The sequence below is a fragment of the Sporosarcina sp. USHLN248 genome (assembly GCF_037144575.1).
In the GTDB taxonomy this organism is placed as follows: Bacteria; Bacillota; Bacilli; order Bacillales_A; family Planococcaceae; genus Sporosarcina; species Sporosarcina contaminans.
Genome location: NZ_JBBCZC010000024.1, coordinates 38,397 through 61,737 on the forward strand (window position 1 = coordinate 38,397; position 23,341 = coordinate 61,737).

The window sequence follows — 23,341 nt, forward strand, 5'->3', positions numbered from 1 at the left end:
CGATTTTTAATATTGAAGGAGTATGCTTGTCGTAAGGAGTGGTGTTCAATTGAATCTCATAAAAAAACCTTGGTTCCTACCGATCGTGCTAACCATTCTCATTGTTTTTATAGGGAATTATTATACGAAGCAATTCATTATACAAGCGGAAACTTTGCCGGAAGATAAAGTCCGCACCCAGCTCGAAGGCATGTATGATGGAAAAGTCGATCGGCTATCCTTGAAAGGTTCGATGTATGAAGCGGAGCTTGTGAGGAACAATGGCGCTTATTTAGCAGAAGTCGATGCAGAAACGGGGAAAGTGCTGTCTTTAATTCAAACGAAGGAAAATAAGGTGGATGAATCAATCGCTTCCAATGAGGAGACGGTTGGTCAACCGGAAGCAACACAGCAAAAGCCGGTTGCAAATAAAAAAGAAAAGCATGCAGAATCGCAAACACCCTCGAAAAAAGAAACTGTTCTAATTACAGAAAAGGAAGCAGTAAGCATTGCGCTGTCTCAATTAAATGGGGAAGTAGATGACGTCGATTTTGTTAAAACGACTGATGGGGGCTATTATTTAGTTGAGATCGAAGTAGAAGATGACAGTCGTGGTGATGAAGCGATTTACCAAATACATGCGATCTCTGGAAAGATTCTTTCAGTTACATGGGATGATTGATTTTGCCCTGACATAATAGAGACCGTCGAAGAACTAATTTCGGCGGTTTTTTTGTCAGTTTGGATGGAAACATGACTTCTCATCAATTTCTAATAAACCTCTAAAACTCCTATCATAATGTCGAGGTATGATAAAAGTAATTAGAAAAGGAGGGAATCGATTATGAATAAATGGATGATCATTCCTGCATTGGCGGGAGCAGTAACAGTAGGCGGCGTGGCATTGGCGAATGATTCGTCAACGGACGTAGCAAGCGACGCGAACGAAATGTTGACATTGAAAGAAGCTAAGGAGTTGGCGATCGACCAATATGGCGGTAAAGTTACTGAAATTGAACTTGAAAAGAAAAAATCGGGCTATGTATACGATGTGGAAGTGAAGTCGAACGGAATCGAATACGACTTGGATATCGATGCCATCACAGGGGAAATCGAGCTTGAAAAACAATCAAAAGACAAACAATCCGTAACCAAAACGGATGCTGAGGCGCAAGATTTGAAAGTTGTTGATTCACCAAAATCAACTGCAACGAACGGAAAGATGCTTACAGCGGACCAAGCAGTTGCAATTGCGCAGAAAAAAGCACGGGGCACAGTAACGAAGGTCAAGGTCGACACTGATGATGGCCGTAAACATTATGATATCGAAATAAAAGATGGCGCATACGAATACGATTTTGAAATCGATGCGTATACAGGAGACATTATTGAATATGAAAAAGAGTTTGATGATGATAAAAAACAGTCTAACAGCAAAGTGAATGAAACGAATAAAACGATGCTCACAGAAGATCAAGCAATTGCAATTGCGATGAAAAATGCAAAAGGGCACGTAACAGAAATTGAATTGGATTACGAAGACGGTCGAAAAGTGTATGAAATTGAAATAGAAGATGGCAAATATGAATATGATTTCGAAATTGATGCAATGACAGGTGAAATTGTGAAATTCGAAAAAGACCGTGATGATGACTAATGCGAGGAGGGCTGCTATGGCAGCCCTCAGCTTGTTGACAAACGCTCGCATACTGCGTTGAGGCCAGCAGGACGCTGGTCATGCAACCGTTGCTGCAGGAAGCAGCGGCCTTTGGTTGCCTTTCCTTCGCTCGTCCCCTCATGAACCTAAGTTCTATTCGGGTCTTCGCTCGACTTCGCTCGACTTCGCGCGGGCTCGCACGAAGCGAGTCATGCAACCGTTGCCAATCGAACGGCGAAGGGTTCGATTTGCCTTAATTTCTGCGTTCTTTGCAGAAATTAAGGCACCTCTAGGACGTGGCGTTCTTAGGTTGCCTTCCTTGACAAGCGTTTTCAAGCCAAGCTGGGCAAACACTTATCTCATGACTACAAACCTTAAAAGGACTGTAGACAAAGTAAAACGATACTTTGTCTACAGTCTGAGGGCTGCTATGGCAGCCCTTTTTATTTTGTGAAAATCTCAATGGATTCAAAGCGGCCGGGGTTTCGTTTATAAAATGAAATTGATCGATTCTTTTATTCCAATTCTCCGCTAAATAGGTTCCTCAATAGCTTTTTATCGCCAAGGTATGAAATTTTCGCGATTTTGTCATCTCGCATAATTGCAACACCTGTTACTTCAATCGGCGTTATTTCGCCATCTTTTTTATAATCGAGTTCGACTGTAAAGTTATAATTCGTAGGCGTCACTTCGTTTTGCTCCACATCGATATTTCTTACCTTTAATTCATAATTAAATCTGTCAGCAGCATGATGGAACGAGACAAATTCGTTTGTCATAATGTATTGCTCAGTAGTGCTTTCCGTAAAGTAAGGACCGAACGTCTCTTTTAAATAAGCGGTGTAATCTTCTAACCAAGAATCCTCTTCGGGAGTAACATAGTTTTGACTAAGTGCTTTCTCGTCAGGTGCATTCATTTGAAGCCCCACAACTGTTTTAATGGATTCTGTTATTTTATCTTGTTCATCGGTCTTTGAACAACCGCCGATTAAAAGAAAGACTGCAGTCGCAAATAGAGCAATTCGTAACTTCCAAGAAAAAGGCTTTTTCATCACTCCACCTCCAGTTTACGAATTTTTCTTTCAATTATTAATACGGGTAGCAAGTGGAAAAAGTTTCATTTTCTATAAATGGTGACAGAATATTGTATTGTTATGAAATAGGAAGTGGAGGAGATTGCATGCGATTTGAAAGACCATCCATGAAGTGGGAAGCGGAGCATATTACGTATAGGAAGGAGTGGGATGAAGACCGAATGACGCCTAATAGCTTACATTTGAATGGGGACAAGCCTTACGAAATCTATTTGGATGAATTGGCAGCAAAGGAAGCCGGTCATGGCAATCGGATGCGGAACACGAATTATCTTCTCATTGATGAAACGATCGTATTCTTGGAATGGTTAACATCCGGCATCGCTTGAATGTTTATTTACGCAAGGTCGATGGTCATATCGGCTATGGAATCCGGCCTTCCGAACGGCGGAAAAGGTACGCGACGCATTTGCTTTCCGAAGCATTGAATATAACGGATCAGTCAGGCATTCGCTCTGTGTTAGTCACTTGCAATGACGACAATATCGGCCCGACTACTGTCATTGTACACAATGGCGGTGTGGAGGATGAAAGCTATATGGAACCTCATGGAAACATCGTTCGGAGGTTCTGGATTGAACGATAGCTTATATTCCTACGTGTCTTTCCACTCTATAGATTGAATGGTAGAATGAAACAAAGTGATTGGAGGAAATGTGATGACTACCACTCAAACGATGTCGATCCACCGTGCGTTATCCGAGCTGAAAATGTTAAACGACCGAATTCCGAAAGTGATTCATGAGGCGGATTTTATTGCAACGGACCGAAAATCTGCACAGAAGATGAAAGGCCTTTCCATCGAAGACTATGAAAAGACGATCCAAGCCGGTTTCGACAAGGCGGTATCGTTAATTGAAAGGCGCAATCAACTGAAAGATGCAATTGTCCAGTCGAATGCTGTCACTGAAGTGATTGTCGCAGGGGAGAGGATGACGGTCGCGAAAGCGATTGAGCGCAAATCCTCCATTGCAAATGAAGAGAAGCTGCTTTCCAAAATGATTGAAAGACGCCGAATGGCCATCAATAAACTAACGATGGAAAATGAGTCGCTGCCATCACGGTTAGAAGACTATTTAACAGCTATTTTAGGGAATAAAGAGCATGCGAAAAAGGAAGAAGTCGAGCTTCATACAAAATCATTTATGGAGCGGAATGAGTATGTCCTCATCGATCCATTGAATCTCGATAAGCGGATTGAGGAATGGGAAGAGCGAATTTCCAGCTTTAAAGCGGAAGTGGATGCCGTCCTATCCGAATCTAATGCCATAACGAAAATCACCATATAAATTGTATTGCATGAGTAATCGAAAACGACATCCACAAGACCCTTCTTTTACCGGATTTTCTTTGGGTTAAATAGAAAACCGGATCAAACCTTACTAGTGATTACTGAATCGAGCAGAGAAAAAGCTCAAACTTTAGCGTTCAAAGTTGTAAACCTTATAACTTAAAGTTCTTTTCAATCTAAAGGTTAACGCTAAAAGATCAAGACTCTTTCAAATCTTGGGGTACCAGTTATGGGATTCTTGTGTTGGCCCGTCGTTCGCTGCCAAGCTGATTATATCGTGCAAACACTGTGCCGTCGCAGGTTTTTCCTGGGGCGGTTTTTGTTATTTGTTAAGCTATTTTTATGTACATAGGTTTGAACGTATGTTCGATTAATGATATAGTATGTCTAAATAGTATGTGAAATGTGGAGGTGAGGACAATGAAAAAGCAATGGAGTCACAAGGGGATTATTGAGAAGTTCGAAATGTGCCGTAATGTTGAGAATGCCGGTCCCATGAAAGCATATATGAAACACCATTTTTCGTTTCTCGGCATTAAAAGTCCACTGCGGAAAGAACTGTTGCGAGCGCAATTTCAGGAATATGCGTTACCCAATGTTGGCGAGATTTTTAACGAGGCATGGAAATTATATGAATTACCTAAGCGGGAATATCAGTATGCCGCTATAGCTTTACTTGAAAAAGTGAAGAAACAGTTCACGACTGACGATTATCCGGAAATACTGAAATTCATTGAAACAAAATCGTGGTGGGATACTGTCGATTCAATCGCGCCACATCTTGTCGGGCATGTCGTCAAATTGGACCGCAGTTACGGAAAAACAGTGATGTTAGACTGGTCGCGATCGGATAATATGTGGACAAACCGCTCCGCTATTTTGCACCAATTAAAGTTCAAGAAAGAGACAGATACGGATCTGTTATTCGAAATCATTTTACAGCATACGCAGTCCAATGAGTTTTTCATTCAAAAAGCTATCGGTTGGGCATTGCGAGAGTATGCGAAAACTGACCCGGTCATTGTGAAGCAATTTGTCCAAGAAAATACACTTAAACCGTTAAGCAGGCGAGAAGCTCTGAAGCATATAGGCGACATTGCTTGATTTAGTGGCGGTCGGGGAGAAAAAAGGAACGAATGCACAAATGCACTCGTTCCTTTAATTTTATTGAAGTGCTTTCATAAGACATTTCTCCCGTTTGTTTTCTCAACTATTTAAACACTACATGAAAAACATCAAACTGACCCTGCTACAACTCTTCTAAATTCTTTAATTTTGAGGTGCTCGATTATATTAGGATTTAAACCAACGATTACAACAGCATTTGTGCCTCACAATATGTAGGGAATTTTCATCATAACGAGAATGAATGAAGTAAATCGATTTCTATTTTTAAAACAATATTTTTTTATTTGCGAAAACAGTCTACTTCTTAACGATGTATATAGTGTAAAGGCTTTTACAAAATCGTTCCAGGAAAGGAGATTCGGATGAAAATTAATGAGCAAAATTTTATAGCCCTTCTTCAAGCCGGCGAAGAAGAAGCTCTTGATTATGTAATTGATCATTATTTACCGCTTATTAAAGGTGTGGTCGTAAAAACATTAGGACCACTTAATAAAAATGACCTTTCTAAGGAATGCTGCAACGAAGTTTTATTGTCGATTTGGAAAAATGCCAAAAACTTCACGGGCGAGCCTATGGATTTTAAAAAATGGGTTTGTGTCATTGCAAAATATAAGGCAGTCGATTACTTCCGTACCGAAATACGAAAAAAAGAGAGCCATTCTCTTGATTTAGACTTTACAGCACACGAATTAACGTACCAAAAAAATATGCTACTCGAAGAGCACGAAAATTTTCACGCCATTGTCTCAAAGTTAAAACCAGTCGATCAAAAAATATTTATTATGAAATACTTACTGGACTTTGACACAGAGGAAATCGCACGTCAGCTTCAAATGACAAAGTCTGCTATCTATAATCGACTTTATTACGGAAAAAAGAGGCTTAAAAAATCATTAGGGGGTATTCAAATTGAAGAAACTATTTAATCATTTCAATGATATTGATATAAATCTCCATGAATTTGAAGAGGTGGAGATATCGGAGTTTGAAAAGGCGCAATTTAAAAAGGATTTTCGAAAACAAATCAAAAAAAATAACTATCAAAAATGGACGAAAGGAATTGCAGCTGCGTGCCTAACTATTGGTATTGCTACAACTTCATTGGTTGGACTTTCATACACTACATTTGCACAGGAAATTCCGTTCGTAAATAGTATTTTTAAGCTGTTCTCAGAAAAAGAATATGGCAAAACATTAGTTGGCTATGAAAAATTTGCAGAAGCTGAGAATATGACGGTTGAAAGTAATGGCACAACAATTACAATTACCGAAACATTATTAGACAGTAAAAAGCTTTTCGTTAGCTACTCAATTGAAACAGACAAAGATTTAGGGACAATCGCTTTAATCGATGGTAGCTTCACATTAAATGGCCAGCAAAACTCCTTATTCCATGCAGAGCATGATATTAATAAAATCGGTAAAAATAAATATGCAGGTATGACAACCGCTATTTTACCTTTATCACATTCCATTGATGAAGGTACGTTCCAATTCAATATCCGTGAATTATCTAATCCAGAAAACAGTGAAGTCGTTCAAGGTGAATGGGATTTCCAAATTTATGCAAAATCTTCTGATACAATTATACAAACAGTTGAAGTTCCTAAATCAGAAATGAACGACCTAAACGTAGAAATCAGCAAAATTACGTATACACCATACTCATTCATCGTTAATTACAAAGAAGGCATACACAATGATGTTTTAAATGAAAAATATAACGTAATTTATTCTGAATTACTGTTAAAGGATGACTTAGGAAATACGTATAAATCGAAATTTAACGGTGGATATGGGAACTCTGGTGTAACAGATTATATGATTACATTTGGACAGCTACACCCAAATGCTAAAACGTTAATATTCACACCTATATTCCACTTTAAAAACTTAGATAACATTTACGAGTCGGTTGAAACAATGCAACTAGACGATATCATTGTAGAAATTGAACGATAAAATACAAATACTCCATGATGAAATGAGCAAAGTCAACAAAATTGACCATGAAATAATATTCGTTCAAAAGAGGATAAAATAATACCGCTCAAAGCATTATTGATGCTTTGAGTGGTTTGTTAATTATCCCTCATAATGAGTAAATTCACTTCCTGCCATCCTGGGTGATACGATTTCCGAAAAGACTAAGCCTTCGTCACTGGTTCATCCCTAGATAAAAAGACACCCACTCAACGGGTGCCCGGTTTACTACTTATTATTATGCAACGATTTCACTAGCGAAATGACTCCGTGTACAACTACGGCCGTTCCCCAGACGACCGTCACATAATTTAGATGTGTACTTGAATAGATTTGGATTTGATCGAAAAATGGCTTGAAGTTATCTTGTAGCATTTCTCCTACCTTGTTTGGATTTAGGAAACTCCAAAAGGGTGAGCCGTCCGTTAGCATAAAGATGATTTGAAAGATGGAAAACACCGTAAGATGGAGCAGCCATTTACCAACGTTGCTGCGGAAAAATGGTCGAGCGGCCTTCTTTGAGTTTTCTGCCTTATACACGATACAAACTCCTTCGCAATAAATTTTAATGGGCAAACCTCTTTAAAATACTTTTTTACTATAAATACGTACCGAGAGCATCCAGGAAAAGATGTAGAGAAGTAATGCTGCCAGTATCCCACCTGCATATAACAGAGAACTATCAAATGAAAGGATCTTTTGGACAACCTCACGTAATCGATCGTTCAAATCAAGTACGAACTTATTGACAAGTACGATATAAAGGACAAACAAAACTCCACAAGCGATCATCAAATACTGACTTTTTAATAGATAGGAGAATGGAAAAGCAAATGAAACAAACAGTACAATAACACCTGCGATAAACAGTAAATGATCCAATTGAGTTACTTCTCTATGAATGATTAAATTGCTTATCACAATCGTCGACAAAATAATGAAAGTAAAAACAAATGCACCTATATATTTGGCACTGACAATTTCTTTACGGGTATACGGTAAAGAATTCATTAAAAGATTGGTTGTGGGTTTTTCATCCAACGCAAAACTTTGCATAATGATCGCGAAGCAAAATAAAACGCCTACCCAAATAATAGATCTATCTATTAATAAAGCGAGAAATAATGCAGGCAATAGTATGAGTAATGTGTTTTTCTGTAACGCAATATCTTTACGAATAAGATTTAACATATTGATCATTTCCTTTCTTTGTATAGAGCATAATATCCTCAAGTGTCGGTTTCTCCAAAATGACCGTATCACCAAAGAGATTTGCTGTACGTTGTTTGTTTGTCGTCAATGCTTCAAATCCGTGATTGGATTTTCGAATCCCGATAAATTCTTGCTCTGTATCACGATCTAATAAATTCGTTTCGCCTTTCACAATCGCATAGTCTTCTTCGATTTTATAATGCTCTTTTGTGAAAATATGCTGTCCATTATGGATAAAGGTTATATAATCTGCTATCCGATCTAAGTCTGTCGTAATATGTGTAGAAAAGAAAATTGTTCTTTCATCATCCTGCATAAGGTCATGGAGGATGTCTAACAGTTCCCTGCGAAATATAGGGTCTAATCCCGATGTCGGTTCGTCCATAATAATTAACTCGGCGCGATGGGATAATGCAAAGGCGAGTGAAGCCTTCATCATCATGCCTTTTGAAAAGGTCTTTATTTGTTTCTTCAATGGCAGTTCAAACAAATTTACATACTGATGAAATATGGCATCATCCCAGTTCTTGTAGGCGGGTTTTATTATTTTCTTCATGTCAGCCAATGTAATATGCTCATAAAAAACGTTATGGTCAAATACAAAGCCGATTCGCTGTTTAATTTCTTTTTCATGCTTTTTATAATTCAGACCAAAAAGAGAAATTTCTCCACTATCCGGTTGCAATAAATTCATAATTAACTTGATCGTTGTTGATTTTCCTACTCCATTACCACCAATAAAACCTGTAACAAAGCCTTTCTTTACTGAGATAGACATGTCTTTAAGCTCAAATCCTTTGAAGGCCTTATTCACATTTTGCAGTTCAATTACGTTTTCCATCATGTTTCCTCCTTATATAACAATGTTAGTAATTCGATTAACTCCGATAGGTCGACTCCTATTTCTTTACTATTTTGAATCGCGGACTGTAATTGTTCTTCAATTACTTTCCTTTTCCTTTCAAGAATCATTTCATTGTTTTGTTCAGACACAAAAGAGCCTTTTCCGACAACCGAGAAGATAAAACCGTTTTTTTCAAGCTCTTCATACGCACGTTTTGTTGTGATTACACTAATATCCAAGTCTTTGGCTAATTGCCGCATTGATGGCAACGCTTCTCCTGCTTGTAATTCATTCGTCAAAATGTGTTTTTTGATTTGCACATAAATTTGCTCATAAATGGGCTCCTTTGAAGTGTTAGAAATTATTATTTGCATACAAATACCTCTTCCTCGAAACAATGTATATATACTTTATATACACTATACACAGTGAAAAGGAGATTTGCAACTGCTTTTTTTCTTTTTACAAATCGGTTTATTTTCAGAATTGATTTATATAATGAAAAATGTACAGATTTAAAGAGTACCAATGAATGGTTGCCATAGTTAAAGAAAGACCAGTTCAATAAAGTGAAAGGCGGCAACTATTCGAAAATGCTACGCACCTTCATGCTTCTAATTGATACCGGATATTAGCAACTCGTATTATAATAGCGAGAGATTGTATCCGAATGTGTTTTGAAAAGAAATTATGGGGTGAACAATGGGATGGATAAGATTGAAATCGGAAAGAGAGTTAAAAGCATACGGTTAAGAAAGAAAATGACTCAGCAGCAAGTGGCAGACTTAGCGAATATTACGAAAAGCCATGTTTCCAAAATTGAAAATGGACAAGCATCGCCCGCATTAACGACTTTATCCAAAATTGCGAAAGCGCTTGACAGCCCGACATCGTGGTTTATTGATCAAGAGGAACACGGCGACTTGACGATTGTCCGCCAAGGCCAACGGGAAGCGGGGAAGGAAAACAACGGATTAGGGTACGATTATGAATTGTTGGCGAATAAAATGAACTTAAGCTTCATTAGTCCGACAGTTGTTACAGTTTTACCGGAAGCAGTAACGATCGAGCCATATGTTCATCCGAATGATGAATTCATCTTTATACTATCAGGTTCTATAAAACTGATGTACGGCAGCAAAGAATTTGTTCTATTGAAAGGGGATTCTGCTTATTTCTCAGGACGAACCCCACATATCTTCCTGCCGGAAAGCGATGAAACCGCAAAAGTACTTACAATATATATTGAGGAATCCTAAAGATTTGTCGAAAAAGTTCATAAAATTGAATTATTGTATTTACAATCAATTACGCGTCCATTATAGTCGAGGTATACTGCTATTCAACAAAGTTGAATGATAATTTCCGAAAGGGAGGAAGAAATGTGGTTACATCGAGAGTAAAGGGGTTCTATCAATTAAGTGTGGAAGAGAGACTAAACATCGTAACAGCTGGCCGGGGATTGAGCGATGAAGAGATGCAGATTTTATCGAACAAGCAGCAAATGCCTATGAAGACTGCAGATGCGATGGTTGAAAATGTCATCGGCCAATTCAGTTTACCGCTTGGGGTGGCGGCAAATTTCAAAATTAACGGCAAAGATCTGTTTATTCCGATGGTAACAGAAGAGCCATCTGTCATAGCGGCAGCGAGCAATGCTGCGAAGGCTGCGTATGATTTAGGTGGTTTCTTTACATCAACGAGTGGCACAATCATGAGGGGACAAATTCAAGTGTTGGATGTTGTTGATCCGTTTGCCGCAAAAATGAGAGTACTTGAACATAAAGAAGAAATCATGGCTCGTTGCAATGAAAAGGATCCGACTTTAGTTGCCTTGGGTGGCGGCGTGAAAGATATAGAAGTACATATGGTGAATACAGCACGTGAAACGATGGTCGTCATCCATTTGCTCGTTGACACGAAAGATGCAATGGGTGCGAATGCTGTAAATACAATGGCTGAATTTGTAACTCCTTTAATAGAGAAAATTACTGGAGGGCGTGTCGTTCTGCGCATTATTTCCAACTTAGCCGATAAGAGGCTGGCAAGGGCCCGTGGTGTGTTTTCTGCGGAAGCATTAGGAGGCGTAGAAGTCGTTAAAAATATTGTAAACGCTTTCGAATTTGCGGATGCGGATCCATACAGGGCAGCCACTCATAATAAAGGTGTGATGAACGGAATTTCGGCGGTCGTATTGGCAACGGGCAATGACACGAGAGCGGTTGAAGCGGGAGCGCATGCTTATGCGGCGCGTACTGGTAAATACCGATCCTTGACGAAATGGGAAATGGATAAGGACGGTAACTTAGTCGGGACGATCGAATTGCCGATGGCAGTCGGCATTATTGGAGGAGCAACGAAAACGCATCCAGTCGCGAAAGCGAGTTTAAAAATATTAGGGGTTACTTCTGCTGATGAATTAGCTGGCATTATCGCAGCATTAGGGCTTGCTGAAAATGCTGCAAGCTTGCGTGCATTGTCTGCGGAAGGCATTCAAACAGGCCATATGCGTCTTCACGCGAAAAATTTAGCGATCATGGCAGGTGCAACTGCGGAAAATATTGATATAATTGTTCGGCAGGCAGTTGAAGAAAAAGATTTACGGTATGACCGCATCCTGCAAATTACAAAGGCAGTACAAGGGGAGGACTAAAATGAGTAGCAATCAAGAGAAGGACTCGGAGAAATCTCGTTCCTTCATCGAAATATTAGGAGATACAGTTTCCGAGAAGCAATTGATCGTCTCGGTCGTATTAAGTGTTGCTGTCAGCATAGGCGGATACAAATTAGGGCAATGGGTCTTTCCGAAATTCGCAGATGCACAAATGGTAAATTCCTATTCATTATTGTTGGGAATTGCCGGCACAGTCGGCATTCTTTTCCTGAACTCATACCTTTTCAGGCCAAAGCGGGTTTTAGTTGAGGATGAAGTATCAGCTGAAAACATGGAAGACGTTTTTGCTGATCTTCAATTGGATGCTGAGGAAGAAATTCGCTTAATTCATGAAGATCCAGTTACGAAAAAAGAGCTTGAAGAATTAGGTGTACTTGAAAACTTTAAACGCAAGGAGGGGACAAGATGAGCGTATTTGTCGTTGCTCTTTTGTTTGCGCTTGCCGGTGCCCTCATTTTTACGCTAATCGGTTTAATTTCTGGGACCGATGAAACGGCGATCATGGTGCCGATCACGCTCTTAGTCATTCTTCTTGGTGCACCTCCTGAAGGTGTGTTTGCGTTCTTCATGGCAGCGGTTCTGTCGAAGCATTTAACGCATGCTGTACCGACCGCACTCATGGGGATTCCCGGAGATACAACAGCAGTTCCGTTAATCGATCACGCAAATACATTAAGGCGTATGGGAATGCCGCACATCGCGCTGAGAAAAATGATTTCGGGCGGTATTATCGGGGCATTTATCGCATTGCCGACTGCTGTATTATTAGGGCAGTTTTTGGGCCAGTTTGCGGATTTCTTTAAATCTTCATCGGGACTAATTTTTACGTTAGCTGCCTTCTTAATTGCTTTTTTCTCCAAAGGGAAATGGGCAAGTATTTTGGCAATCGTGCCGTTTGCATTCTTTATTAAAGGTCTAGATACATTGAGCTTTTCGATATTGGACAAGCATTTGTCCATTACATTTTTCCTTGGAATTGCGATAGGCCCAATGTTATCGGATATTTTGATCGCAGCATCACCTGCTGCGAAAAAAGCGATCGTTCGCGATAAGCCGAACGAATACCATTTAGCTCCCGAAACGAAGGGATGGAAAGGATATTTTCCGAATCCGTTTAAAATATTAACGAAAAGACAAACAGGATTTACCTCGATCACGACGTTCATCTCTTCATTGACTTTCGTTTTTAGTCCGGTAGGGATGACGTCTTTAATGGGGGAAATCGTAGGCTCCCGAACAAAAGGAGCATATAAAAAATCGACTACGAGCTTAACTGTCATGAATGGAGTAACTGAGTCAACGTACATCGCGGAAGCTATTATTCCATTGATTGCTTTCGGGATTCCGTTAAGCCCGGTCGCTCTTGGACCTGCGTCACCTTTATTCAATGCTCCGCCAGTGTTTACAGTCGATCCAATCAATAACTTGCATACACATTTGACAACCTTTGACTTTTTCATTTACGGATTGATTGGTATTACAGTAGCAGCACTGATCGCTTATCCGTTTTCAATGAATTATGCAAGGAAGGCATCTGTCCTTGTATTGAAGTTTGTCAGCCAAGAGGCAATTGTGGCGATGTTTATCGGACTTGCATGTTTACTTGCCTACCATGAGGCACAGCTTGTTGGGATTGTCTTGACAATGACGGTTGCAATGGTTGGCGGTTTGTTAAACCGTATCTTAGGTATCGGTGCTGGCGTACAATTCATGGTGTTCTACGCTTCCAGCTATATCGTGTTGAAATTGTTTGGATTTTAATATGAGTTGAACAGAACCAGTGAATGGAAAAATTCTATTCACTGGTTTTTTATATAAAAAGAGATTTAAGAACTTGCTAACTCTTCGGAATCTTGATATTCTAAATCCAAGTAAATCTATAAGATATTGATAGTTAAAAAATCTGCATACTTGATCAGGCATAGAAGTATAGTTTAATGAATTTTAATAAACGCATGGAAAGGGAGCGATCGGGATGTCGACAACGGAAAAAAAGATGAATGTGGAAAGCTTTAATTTGGATCATACGAAAGTGAAAGCGCCGTTTGTACGTTTAGCAGGTGTGAAAGAAGGTGTAAATGGCGATGTCGTTCGAAAATATGATATTCGCTTTTGCCAGCCGAATAAGGAGCATCTCGAAATGCCTGCCATTCATTCATTGGAGCATATGATGGCGGAATTTAGCAGAAATCATTCTGATCGAATCGTAGACATCAGTCCGATGGGATGCCAGACAGGTTACTATATGGCGTTTATTAATCATGATGATTACGAAGACGTCCTTGCTATTTTAGAAAAGACATTAAATGACGTCCTCGCTGCCAATGAAGTGCCCGCATGCAATGAAATTCAGTGTGGTTGGGCGGCAAGTCACAGTCTTGAAGGTGCAAAGAAGGCCGCAAAAGAGATGTTGGAAAAGCGAGCTGAGTGGGCAACCGTATTTTAAGAAATTCCATATTTTTGATGCTGTAAACAAAGATTTGTTTTTTCTTTAAAAAAGGGGTAAAAAACGGTGGCGTTCCTATAATAAAAGGCGTACGATGGACATGGAGCCAAGCGGTACTATTGCTTGATTCAGTATAAGTTCATTGTACGCCTTATGGCGATGTTATAGGGAGATGAAAAGGTAAAATGGATTTGTTAGCGAAAAGAATTGAAAAAGATTTTTTAGGGGAGAAAGAGGTTCCAGACTCAGCATATTATGGAATCCAAACGATACGGGCAACCGAGAACTTTCCGATTACGAAAGAGCGGATGCATCCAGAACTCATTCGGGCAATCGGGATTGTAAAAAAAGCTGCAGCGATTTCGAATGTGCTTACGAATGACTTGCCTGAGGATATCGGCCTAGCCATTACAAGGGCGGCGGATGAAGTAATAGCTGGAACATTGACGGACCAATTCATAGTCGATCCAATTCAAGGGGGGGCTGGCACTTCATTCAACATGAATGCAAATGAAGTGATCGCAAACCGCGCGCTCGAAATAATGGGACGAGATAAAGGCGACTATCAATTCATCAGTCCGAACAATCATGTCAATATGTCGCAGTCGACAAACGATGCGTTTCCGACGGCAATTAAAATAGCAGCACAACAGCTCGTCAATCAGCTTCTTGAAACGATGGAAAGCTTCGTCGATGAATTAAAAGCGAAAGAAACGGAATTCGATCATGTCATTAAAATGGGTCGGACACATTTACAAGATGCTGTGCCGATACGTCTTGGACAAGAATTCAGTGCCTACCGAAGTGTCATCGAACGTGATATGGAACGGATCGGAAGAACAAAAGAGCATCTTTCTGAAATCAATATGGGTGCAACTGCAATCGGCACAGGGTTGAATGCGAATGAGCGCTATATTGAAACAGCAGTCGAGCATCTTCGAGACATTAGCGGCTTGCCGTTAAGGTCAGCTGAAAACTTGATTGACTCGACACAAAACACAGATGTCTATACCGAACTCTCTTCTTCCTTGAAGATTTGCATGATCAATTTGTCAAAAATGGCGAATGATTTGCGGTTAATGGCTTCGGGACCAAGAGCGGGACTAAGCGAAATCAATTTACCAGCAAGGCAGCCTGGTTCGTCCATCATGCCAGGCAAAGTGAACCCTGTCATGGCTGAAGTGATGAACCAAATCGCTTTCCAAGTAATCGGCAACGATCATACGATCAGCCTTGCTTCAGAAGCGGGCCAATTCGAACTGAACGTTATGGAGCCTGTACTCGTCTATAATTTATTGCAATCGTTGACAGTCATGAACAATGGCATTGAAGTGTTCCGCAAATACTGCATTAGCGGCATCACTGCAAACGTTGAGCAAATGCAAGACTATGTGGAAAGAAGCATCGGAACAATTACTGCGTTGACACCATACATCGGCTATGAAATGTCTTCGAAAATTGCTCGTGAATCTTTCGATACAGGCGTGCCGCTTAAAGAGCTATGCTTGCGTTACAATGTGCTTTCTGCTGATGAGTTAAATACAATTTTAAACCCGTATCAAATGACAGAAATGAAAAGGGAAAGTGTCACGCACTACTAATTTCATATTGAATAGAGAGAAGCCAATCGACTATTATGTTCGATTGGCTTTTTTCGTTAAGCTCACTGTGCTTTGCTTTTTAAAGCGAGTTTTCCTTTATATAAAGTTCTCCATACATATTCCAAAGGACCGTTCTTGAAGCGTTGCAGCCACATTTTGCCGATGATAGCTTGCAGTCCGAAAATGACAATCGCGATTGCTGTCGTTTGCCATAATGTTAACTTGCCATAAAGGCCGAATCCATAGCTGTAAAAAATAAGGCTGCACAATACGGATTGCAGAATGTACATTGTAAACGCCATTTTCCCTGGATAGGTGAAAAAGTGTAAAAACTTTGGATGCTTCATAAAGACGATCGAGAAAAAGGAAACATATGAAAGCATAAGCATAGGTGAGCCGATAAAGACACTTCCTATCTCCAATAATGTATTGGAAGAGTCCGTTAGAATCCGTGGAAACGTGAATACAATTCCTGCAATGCCACCGATCCACCCTAATTTTATGAAAGAGCTCTTTTTACGATTAATGTCATGAAAAAAATTCCGCTTCGCAAAATATGCTCCTAATAAAAAGGTGCCTAAAATTTGAGGGGAAAACAATATCATGTTCAGCAAGCTAGCAATGTAATCATTTATCCGCTTCACTGTTATTTCCGTATACGTGCCTTCCCCGTAAATTAGTTGATCTTCCTGTTGAAAAGCTATAATTTGTGACGGATCAATTGTGTACATATTTTCGGTATTGTCGAGCCCTGATAGGCTGCCAACAACCATGAAAATTGTCATCATAATTGGAATCAGCAATGTAAGAACGATGGACCAAACGAGGAGCGTTTTTGAGCTTCGACGAATAAATGGCAATAAAAGAAGACCCAACAATGCATAGCTAGTTAAAATATCGCCATGCCAAATGAAAATGCCGTGTAAAATGCCGAAAAGAAGTAAAGCCATCATTCTCCTTATGAACATTGGAGTGAATTTTCTACCGGCAGCTTCAGCATTCGAGTATAAAATCACTGCACCGTATCCGAATAAAAATGAAAATAATAAAAGGAATTTTCCTTCTACAAATAGAACGGAAACGGCTTTAATCGTTTCATTCCACCATCCTTCCACAGGTGTCCCCCCGAGGCTGATTGCCATTAGAGATTCATTGAAAAAGTTAATATTTACAATTAAAATCCCGAGCAAAGCAAAACCGCGTAAACCGTCCAAAACTTCAATCCGTTTCATCTGATATCCTCCTATGACTCTTTAGTGATAGAGTACAAATAAAGGATAAAGGAAATATAACGGCGAATATTATACTTTCGTTAGAATTGAAAGATATGATCGAAGAAAAGGAAAGATGCATAATGGCGAAAGAAACAATTTTAATCGTAGATGATGAGGAAGAGATTGTTTCCTTTATTCAAGATGCGTTGGAAGACGAAGGGTATGAGATTCTCACAGCATTTAATGGTGAACAGGCGATTATAGAAGCGGCAAAAAAGCCGGATATTGTATTGTTGGACGTCATGATGGACGGATTGGATGGTTTTGAGGTGTGCGAGCAAATCCGATCTGTCGTCCGTGGACCAATCATTTTTCTAAGTGCTTGCCAAGACGAAACGGATCGGGTGAAAGGACTCGTTGTCGGTGGCGATGACTATATCGTGAAACCGTTCAGCTTGTCTGAATTAAAAGCGAGGGTCCATGCCCATTTAAGACGTGAAAGACGAAAAATAAATGAGAAAGAAACAACGGAACTTCGATTTGAAAAGTTGACGATTGACTATAAAGGACGTTCAGTGAGGTTAAACGGGGTTGAAGTAGAATTGACGAGCAAGCAATTCGCTATCGTCTGGTTTCTTTCATTGCATAAAGGGCAAGTGTTTTCAAGGTCTCATATATATGAACGGGTTTGGGGGCTTGAAGCGGATGGAGATGATTCAACGGTAACAGAGCATATAAAGAAAATTAGAGCAAAGTTCCAGGAAATCGATCCGACCGCCACATTTATTCAAACGGTTTGGGGAGTAGGTTATAAGTGGGTATGAAAACAGTGTCGATCAAAAGCAGGCTTCACCGGCTAATTGTGAAAATTTTACTAGTTAGCTTTGGATGTACGCTCATTACATGGGTTGCTCTGCTCTTCATTGGTGAAGATAAGACGTATTATGCAAACCATTATGAAAAAATGATTCCTTCGATTGAGGAACAAGTAAAGCGGGAAAAAGACAGTTTGATGGAAGAGTCAGGAAAGGAATTTTTAGAGCAAATTATTCCAAAAGAAGGATTCAAATATAAAGTCGTCAATAAAAATGGCGGTTATCAATACGGTACTCTTCCTGACAAATCTGATATGACGAAAGAGCGGCTGCTGGAAAATTTGAACTTAGTTAATTCTGGACCAGGCGATTATTATGAAAAATACATACCGATTCTATCAGAGGAGGGCTCCTTGCAAGGAGTGCTGCTCTTATATTATACATTGAAGGTAACAGCTATTAATGAATCGGAAGTAATGTTAGTGAAAATAATTTCATTCCTCTTTCTATTCGCCCCTTTTCTATACATTACTCTCTTTACGATTTTGTTCGTCAGGAGGTTGAGCCTTCAATTGAAAAAGCCGCTTGGTCAATTGATGGAAGCTACTGCTTCTATTCGCGATCGAAATTTGCAGTTTTCGTTTAATGACTCCGGAAACATTACAGAAGTGAAGGAGTTGACCATCGCCTTTGAACAAATGAGGGATGAATTGTCGGATTCTTTGCAACGCGAATGGAATATGCAAAAGAAGAGGAAGGAAGCAATTGCTGCTTTGGCGCATGATATTCGCACACCTTTGACCATTATCCAAGGCCATGTTGAAGGGCTAGAGGAAGCACATAAAAAAGGAATCGATCGATTTGAGCGATATATACCTGTCATAAAAAAGAATATGGCAAGTGCAGTAAAACTTGTTCATGATCTTAGTGACACAGCTATTTTGGAAAGCGATTCGTTTGAGTTGTGTAAAGTGGAATTTGATCCAATGGAATTCCTTATTGATAAGCTGGAGGACTATGAACTTCTTTGTAAGGAGGAAGGGGTCCAATTCATCGGGAAAATAGAAGATGAACGTGAACAGAAGGTAAATATAAAGGCAGATCCTCATCGGCTGACACAAGTATTTAATAATTTACTTTCCAATAGTATACGTTTCGTCGATCAAGGTGAAATTCTTTTTGAAGTACATCTAAAAGAGGAGCGAATCACTATAAAAATAGCTGATGATGGACCGGGGTTTTCGGCAGAACAAATAACGAAGCTGTTCGATGCATTTTACCAAGGGAGTCGAAGGAAGGGACATGCAGGATTAGGTCTTCATATTGCGAAATCCATTATCGAAAAACACGATGGAACGATCCGCGCTGAAAATGGTGATAATGGTGGCGCACTCCTAACAATCTCTCTGCCAATTGTGAATGCATAGAGACCGATTTGCTTTTTTCTTCTTAATGCTAATGAAAAACGATAAAGTAGTGGACTATTGATTAGATTGAAAAGTAGAAGAGTGTAGTAGACGTTGTAAAAAGGAAAATCAGACTGTAGACAAAAAATATTTTCACTTTGTCTACAGTCTTTTTATGGTTTGTAGTCATAAAATAGGTGTTTGCCGAGCCTGGCATAAAACGCTTGTCATGTGGAAGGCAGTCTAAGTGCACAAGACGTCAGCAGGCCACGCGAAAACCAGAATGCGCTAATCATAATCGTCCGCATAGACAGATCCTCAGCAACGTTGCACAACCTTTTTAGCAAGCAATTGTTGGAACAATTGACTGCATCATCTCGTCAATCAGCTCATTATGTTTCCTTTTCACAAAGTTGACGCATGTAAGCGCTTCGTCTTTGAACGAATTGTGAAATACTTCACATGCATCTATCGTTTTTCAAAAGTTAAAGTAGAATGAGAAGTAAGAAAGGCATTGAAAAACAAAAATAACTTCAAAGGAGAATGCACAATGTGGGTATTAACCGTATTTGAACAAAAAAGCTTTCGGATTTTTGAGTTCACTACAAAGGCTGAAGCAGTCCATGCACTTCGCAATTTCCACAATGCAGTCGTTTCCTACACAAGATAAATCTTTTTAGCACCCTCGGTCGAGCAGTCGATCGAGGGTTTTATTTTGGAAAATTAAACACATCGCTTTTCAACCTCCGATTCTAACCCCTCATAAAAATGTATAGATATTTTTCGTTCGAGCCGAAGTGTCATAAAGAGACTAAGCTTGTGCAAGCCTATCATTAGAAAACCAGCAAGCACCTGATCATATTTTGTGTTGAAAGGCCATGGCATAATGGGGAGAGCGTCCAAATTAGCAGGCCCGCAAAGATGGGCGATGAGTTGGTCGAAAAGTGGATTGCCTGTATATCCTAAGAAGGCCGATCCAATAAATAAAAGGCATGCTGGTGTAATGGCAACACCGCTAATAAAGGCATACCGTTTCATTTTACAAGTGCATAATCTGAACAATGGATCGGGTGATGCGAGTGGTTTCCACATGCTGAATGATAATGCAAATAGAAGAAACAAATAGCCATTTTTCAATAGAGGATTACCTGCAATGATTGTTAGAATAAAAGGGAGATGATACAGCAGAAATAAGGTTGCGAATGTATAAAGGGCATTCTTGGGAGAGAGACGAGGCAAGGTAAGCCATTTATGCTTAGGAAAACGCGGAAGCTGGTTTAGCAATTGCTCAGGGATGCCTAACATCATTAAAGGAGGAATAATGAAGTAAAGGATGCTCATTTGAACCATATGTAAACTGAATGATAGATGGCTGATTATCGCAAACGGACTGGCTGCTATAAAGAGAAACAATGCGCAGCTAATGAAAAAGGAAATAGGTTGAAAGGGAACGAAATGTTCTTTAGCGAATCGATGGATTAGTGCTAAGTAAATGACGGCAATGAGAATGATGGCAATGAGTAGCGGGTAGTTCCAAGTCGTTTTTCCGATGAGGATAAATTCAAAGGTCAGCAACAGTACCTCCTTCCTTTTTGATAGACACTATTAAAGTATATGAGAGATTCGTTCCGTATTATGCCCTGTCGGTTAAGATAAGATAGCATAGGTCTTTTAACTGTAATCCTACTAATCAATGGAAAATTACTTGTATAAAAGAGGTAATTGGGATTTTAGAAGAAACTATTCGATTGATTGCCCGTATCAATATTAATAGTTTAGGGGGTTGCTCTATGAAATTGAAAATGACAATTGTCCTTTTTGCTGCGTTAATCGCTCTGTCCGGCTGTTCAAAAGGGGAGAGTGAAAAATCTTTTATTGCAAAAGAACAACAAACGGATAAAGCTGATAAAGCTGATAAAGAAATCGTGGAAGAGACTGAAGAAGAGACGGAAAGCGAAACGGAAGATCCTGTTCCAACAGGTAAGCGGGCAACGTCTCTTGAAGAGCTTGCCGCACTTCCTCCTGGGGAATTAACAAAGGATTTTTCGGTTGAACGGGAAACGTCTATATGGATCGGCAAGGAAGTGCATTCTGATATAAGGGAAGCGTTTTTAAGTGAAATGGAAGGCATTACAGTCGTTACACAGAAACCCGAAGAATTGTATGGTGTGTTTCTTCATTTATTAGGAGGAGCCCAGTTCAAGGAAACGATCCAGCCATTGGTCGATTACTCTCCTTCGTTTAAAGAGCCGATTTTGCCAGAGCCATATGAGATAAATGTCGAAGGGAAACCTGCAACCTTACCGTCAAAAGCAATTATTTTGTTGGATGCGAGCTCCAGTATGCTGCTTCATGCGGATGGAAGGTTGAAAATGGATACGGCGAAAAGTGCCGTCAAAGGCTTTGCGATGACGATTGGAAAGGAAAGCGATGTTTCCTTATATGTTTATGGGCACGCAGGAACACAGAACAAAGCGGACAAAAACGTATCATGCAGTACGATTGACGAAGTGTATCCTTTAGGGGAATATACAGAAACTGAATTCGATAAAGCAGTTGATGAAGTAAAGGCAAGTGGATGGACACCATTGGCGGGTGCCATTAAACAGGCTCGTTTGGACCATGAACAGTCGACAGAAGACATTACGCTCTATATTGTCAGTGATGGTGCGGAAACCTGCGATGGTGATCCAGTAGCCGAAGCGAAGGCATTTGCGGAGTTGTCGAAAGATCGCCATGTTAACGTCATCGGCTTTCAAGTGGATCAACAGTCGGAAAGCCAATTAAAAGAAGTGGCAGAAGCCGGGAATGGCACGTATATGGCTGCTGACACATTAGAAGACTTTTCAAGCAATATGTCAAAGCTTTGGTTACCGTCAGACTTGGATCTTGTCGGTTTAATGTTTGTAAAGGCAGACGCTTGGCCAAAAACAATGGCGCACGACAAAGTTCGAAGATTGGGAGACCGTGCGAGAGGCTCGATTCGTATAGAAAGCGACCGCTTTGTTGGAGCGGCAAATCTTTTAGAGCGCGAAGGGATGATCGATGAATCTACAAGAGATGAATTACTGTCGATCATTGAGAAGCACCGCGAAGAATACAGAGGCATGCTTGAACAATGGATAGAAACGAAAAACAAAATGATCAATGATGAAGTAGATCGAATAGATAAGAAGATCGAGGATTATATTAATCGGATGAAAGAGTTAAAGAAGAAAAATTAATGATAAATAAGAGGAGTATAGAAAGACCGCTCAAGATTATGCTCTAGCGATGGAGGGATGAAATGGGGCCAATTCAACTGATAGTTGTCATTTCTGCCGTCATTATTATTCATAATTATGTCTGGGAGAAGGATAAAAAGAAATACTCTATATTAGAAACAGTTGTTACCATTGTCCTGACGGTCGCTATTATTTTGCTTTTAGAGCATTTTGTTCCTTTTTTGAAATGATGTAACTATATGTTGTTAACAGAGAAATGATGTGATGAATGAGAGAAAGGGGGGAAGGAATGGGGAAAGTCGTTGGATTTGAGTTAAACAGTCAACATCCTGAACAATCAATCGAATTTTACAAAGAGTTGTTTGGTTGGTCAGTGGAAGCTCCTAACCATGATTATTGGCCAGTTTCTACATCTAAGGAACCGGGAAGCATTGGTGGCGGTATTTGCAAAGGACCTATTGATTATCCTCATGGGATACGCATTCAAATGGAAGTAGCTTCAATTGACGAAACGATTCGGAAAGGTAGAGAAATGGGTGCGCTGACTGTTAGGGAAAAAATGGAGTTTGATGATTTTTATTTGGCGTACTTGGTAGATCCTACAGGCTTAGGAATTGGATTGATTGAAAAGAAATGAAAAGGTACCGCAATGATGCGGTACCTCAGACTGTAGACAAAGTATCTTTTTACTTTGTCTACAGTCCTTTTAAGGTTTGTAGTCATGAGATAGGTGTTTGCCCAGCTTGACTTGAAAACGCTTGTCAGACAAGGCG

The 23,341-nt window shown here is 39.9% G+C and carries 26 protein-coding genes; 19 read left to right on the forward strand and 7 right to left on the reverse strand.

The genetic code is table 11. From position 1 onward, the window contains the following. Positions 1-49 precede the first annotated feature (49 nt). Both WFH04_RS11180 and WFH04_RS11185 read left to right on the forward strand, forming a co-directional pair. Entirely contained in the window at positions 50-661 is a 612-nt protein-coding gene (locus WFH04_RS11180; RefSeq protein WP_336824134.1) for a PepSY domain-containing protein, read from the forward strand. 162 nt (positions 662-823) lie between these two features. Then, on the forward strand, positions 824-1,636 hold the full coding sequence (locus WFH04_RS11185) for a PepSY domain-containing protein (protein WP_336824135.1): 813 nt from the start codon (positions 824-826) through the stop codon (positions 1,634-1,636). A gap of 515 nt (positions 1,637-2,151) precedes the next feature. Here WFH04_RS11185 and WFH04_RS11190 read toward each other — a convergent pair. After that, positions 2,152-2,688 (reverse strand): hypothetical protein, encoded by a 537-nt coding sequence (locus WFH04_RS11190; RefSeq protein ID WP_336824136.1) that lies wholly within the window; start codon positions 2,686-2,688, stop codon positions 2,152-2,154. A gap of 128 nt (positions 2,689-2,816) precedes the next feature. Between WFH04_RS11190 and WFH04_RS11195 the strand changes: the two genes are divergently transcribed. The 6 genes from WFH04_RS11195 to WFH04_RS11220 all read left to right on the forward strand — a co-directional run bounded on the left by WFH04_RS11195 (position 2,817) and on the right by WFH04_RS11220 (position 7,111). Beyond that, positions 2,817-3,059, forward strand: a complete 243-nt coding sequence (locus tag WFH04_RS11195; RefSeq protein ID WP_336824137.1) for a hypothetical protein — start codon at positions 2,817-2,819, stop codon at positions 3,057-3,059. After that, entirely contained in the window at positions 3,035-3,316 is a 282-nt protein-coding gene (locus WFH04_RS11200; protein ID WP_336824138.1) for a GNAT family N-acetyltransferase, read from the forward strand. The genes WFH04_RS11195 and WFH04_RS11200 overlap by 25 nt, the downstream gene beginning before the upstream one ends. A gap of 73 nt (positions 3,317-3,389) precedes the next feature. Beyond that, the gene (locus tag WFH04_RS11205) at positions 3,390-4,019 is read left to right on the forward strand and encodes a hypothetical protein (RefSeq protein WP_336824139.1); all 630 of its coding nucleotides are present in this window, start codon (positions 3,390-3,392) and stop codon (positions 4,017-4,019) included. A 422-nt stretch (positions 4,020-4,441) separates the two neighbouring features. After that, a complete protein-coding gene (locus WFH04_RS11210; protein ID WP_336824140.1) occupies positions 4,442-5,125 on the forward strand; it encodes a DNA alkylation repair protein in 684 nt (227 codons plus the stop codon). 386 nt (positions 5,126-5,511) lie between these two features. After that, the gene (locus tag WFH04_RS11215; RefSeq protein ID WP_336824141.1) at positions 5,512-6,075 is read left to right on the forward strand and encodes a sigma-70 family RNA polymerase sigma factor; all 564 of its coding nucleotides are present in this window, start codon (positions 5,512-5,514) and stop codon (positions 6,073-6,075) included. Continuing rightward, positions 6,059-7,111, forward strand: a complete 1,053-nt coding sequence (locus tag WFH04_RS11220; RefSeq protein WP_336824142.1) for a DUF4179 domain-containing protein — start codon at positions 6,059-6,061, stop codon at positions 7,109-7,111. Before WFH04_RS11215 ends, WFH04_RS11220 begins: the two co-directional genes overlap by 17 nt. A gap of 249 nt (positions 7,112-7,360) precedes the next feature. On the opposite strand, the gene WFH04_RS11225 is transcribed toward WFH04_RS11220, so the two are convergent. The 4 genes from WFH04_RS11225 to WFH04_RS11240 are packed head-to-tail and all read right to left on the reverse strand — an operon-like array spanning position 7,361 to position 9,562. Further along, a complete protein-coding gene (locus WFH04_RS11225) occupies positions 7,361-7,672 on the reverse strand; it encodes a YfzA family protein (protein WP_336824143.1) in 312 nt (103 codons plus the stop codon). Positions 7,673-7,714: 42 nt separating this feature from the next. Continuing rightward, positions 7,715-8,323 (reverse strand): ABC-2 transporter permease, encoded by a 609-nt coding sequence (locus WFH04_RS11230; protein WP_336824144.1) that lies wholly within the window; start codon positions 8,321-8,323, stop codon positions 7,715-7,717. Beyond that, on the reverse strand, positions 8,304-9,185 hold the full coding sequence (locus WFH04_RS11235) for an ABC transporter ATP-binding protein (protein WP_336824145.1): 882 nt from the start codon (positions 9,183-9,185) through the stop codon (positions 8,304-8,306). The genes WFH04_RS11230 and WFH04_RS11235 overlap by 20 nt, the downstream gene beginning before the upstream one ends. Continuing rightward, positions 9,185-9,562 (reverse strand): GntR family transcriptional regulator, encoded by a 378-nt coding sequence (locus WFH04_RS11240; RefSeq protein WP_336824146.1) that lies wholly within the window; start codon positions 9,560-9,562, stop codon positions 9,185-9,187. Before WFH04_RS11240 ends, WFH04_RS11235 begins: the two co-directional genes overlap by 1 nt. 333 nt (positions 9,563-9,895) lie before the next feature. Between WFH04_RS11240 and WFH04_RS11245 the strand changes: the two genes are divergently transcribed. The 6 genes from WFH04_RS11245 to aspA all read left to right on the forward strand — a co-directional run bounded on the left by WFH04_RS11245 (position 9,896) and on the right by aspA (position 15,909). Then, positions 9,896-10,447, forward strand: coding sequence for a helix-turn-helix domain-containing protein (locus tag WFH04_RS11245; RefSeq protein ID WP_336824147.1), 552 nt, complete (start codon positions 9,896-9,898; stop codon positions 10,445-10,447). A gap of 125 nt (positions 10,448-10,572) precedes the next feature. Continuing rightward, the gene (locus tag WFH04_RS11250) at positions 10,573-11,841 is read left to right on the forward strand and encodes a hydroxymethylglutaryl-CoA reductase, degradative (protein ID WP_336824148.1); all 1,269 of its coding nucleotides are present in this window, start codon (positions 10,573-10,575) and stop codon (positions 11,839-11,841) included. Position 11,842: 1 nt separating this feature from the next. Beyond that, the gene (locus WFH04_RS11255; protein ID WP_336824149.1) at positions 11,843-12,271 is read left to right on the forward strand and encodes a hypothetical protein; all 429 of its coding nucleotides are present in this window, start codon (positions 11,843-11,845) and stop codon (positions 12,269-12,271) included. Further along, entirely contained in the window at positions 12,268-13,623 is a 1,356-nt protein-coding gene (locus tag WFH04_RS11260) for a tripartite tricarboxylate transporter permease (protein WP_336824150.1), read from the forward strand. Before WFH04_RS11255 ends, WFH04_RS11260 begins: the two co-directional genes overlap by 4 nt. A gap of 214 nt (positions 13,624-13,837) precedes the next feature. Next, positions 13,838-14,308: an S-ribosylhomocysteine lyase gene (locus WFH04_RS11265; protein WP_336824151.1), complete on the forward strand. Its 471-nt coding sequence runs from the start codon at positions 13,838-13,840 to the stop codon at positions 14,306-14,308. A gap of 185 nt (positions 14,309-14,493) precedes the next feature. Next, complete coding sequence (gene aspA, locus WFH04_RS11270; RefSeq protein WP_336824152.1) at positions 14,494-15,909, forward strand: aspartate ammonia-lyase; 1,416 nt, start codon at positions 14,494-14,496, stop codon at positions 15,907-15,909. 62 nt (positions 15,910-15,971) lie between these two features. Here aspA and WFH04_RS11275 read toward each other — a convergent pair whose 3' ends face one another. Then, entirely contained in the window at positions 15,972-17,141 is a 1,170-nt protein-coding gene (locus WFH04_RS11275) for a DUF418 domain-containing protein (RefSeq protein WP_336824153.1), read from the reverse strand. Between the two features lie 122 nt (positions 17,142-17,263). Here WFH04_RS11275 and WFH04_RS11280 point away from each other — a divergent pair, with 122 nt between their 5' ends. Continuing rightward, positions 17,264-17,947, forward strand: coding sequence for a response regulator transcription factor (locus tag WFH04_RS11280; RefSeq protein ID WP_336824154.1), 684 nt, complete (start codon positions 17,264-17,266; stop codon positions 17,945-17,947). Continuing rightward, positions 17,944-19,365 (forward strand): sensor histidine kinase, encoded by a 1,422-nt coding sequence (locus WFH04_RS11285; RefSeq protein WP_336824160.1) that lies wholly within the window; start codon positions 17,944-17,946, stop codon positions 19,363-19,365. The genes WFH04_RS11280 and WFH04_RS11285 overlap by 4 nt, the downstream gene beginning before the upstream one ends. A gap of 702 nt (positions 19,366-20,067) precedes the next feature. On the opposite strand, the gene WFH04_RS11290 is transcribed toward WFH04_RS11285, so the two are convergent. Next, the gene (locus WFH04_RS11290) at positions 20,068-20,919 is read right to left on the reverse strand and encodes a cytochrome c oxidase assembly protein (RefSeq protein WP_336824155.1); all 852 of its coding nucleotides are present in this window, start codon (positions 20,917-20,919) and stop codon (positions 20,068-20,070) included. 215 nt (positions 20,920-21,134) lie between these two features. Between WFH04_RS11290 and WFH04_RS11295 the strand changes: the two genes are divergently transcribed. The 3 genes from WFH04_RS11295 (at position 21,135) to WFH04_RS11305 (ending at position 23,205) form a co-directional block, all read left to right on the forward strand. Continuing rightward, positions 21,135-22,568 carry a vWA domain-containing protein gene (locus WFH04_RS11295; protein WP_336824156.1) on the forward strand — a complete coding sequence of 478 codons (1,434 nt, stop codon included), beginning with the start codon at positions 21,135-21,137 and terminating at the stop codon, positions 22,566-22,568. 62 nt (positions 22,569-22,630) lie between these two features. Further along, on the forward strand, positions 22,631-22,798 hold the full coding sequence (locus WFH04_RS11300; protein WP_336824157.1) for a hypothetical protein: 168 nt from the start codon (positions 22,631-22,633) through the stop codon (positions 22,796-22,798). Between the two features lie 59 nt (positions 22,799-22,857). Then, complete coding sequence (locus WFH04_RS11305; RefSeq protein WP_336824158.1) at positions 22,858-23,205, forward strand: VOC family protein; 348 nt, start codon at positions 22,858-22,860, stop codon at positions 23,203-23,205. Positions 23,206-23,341: the final 136 nt, after the last annotated feature.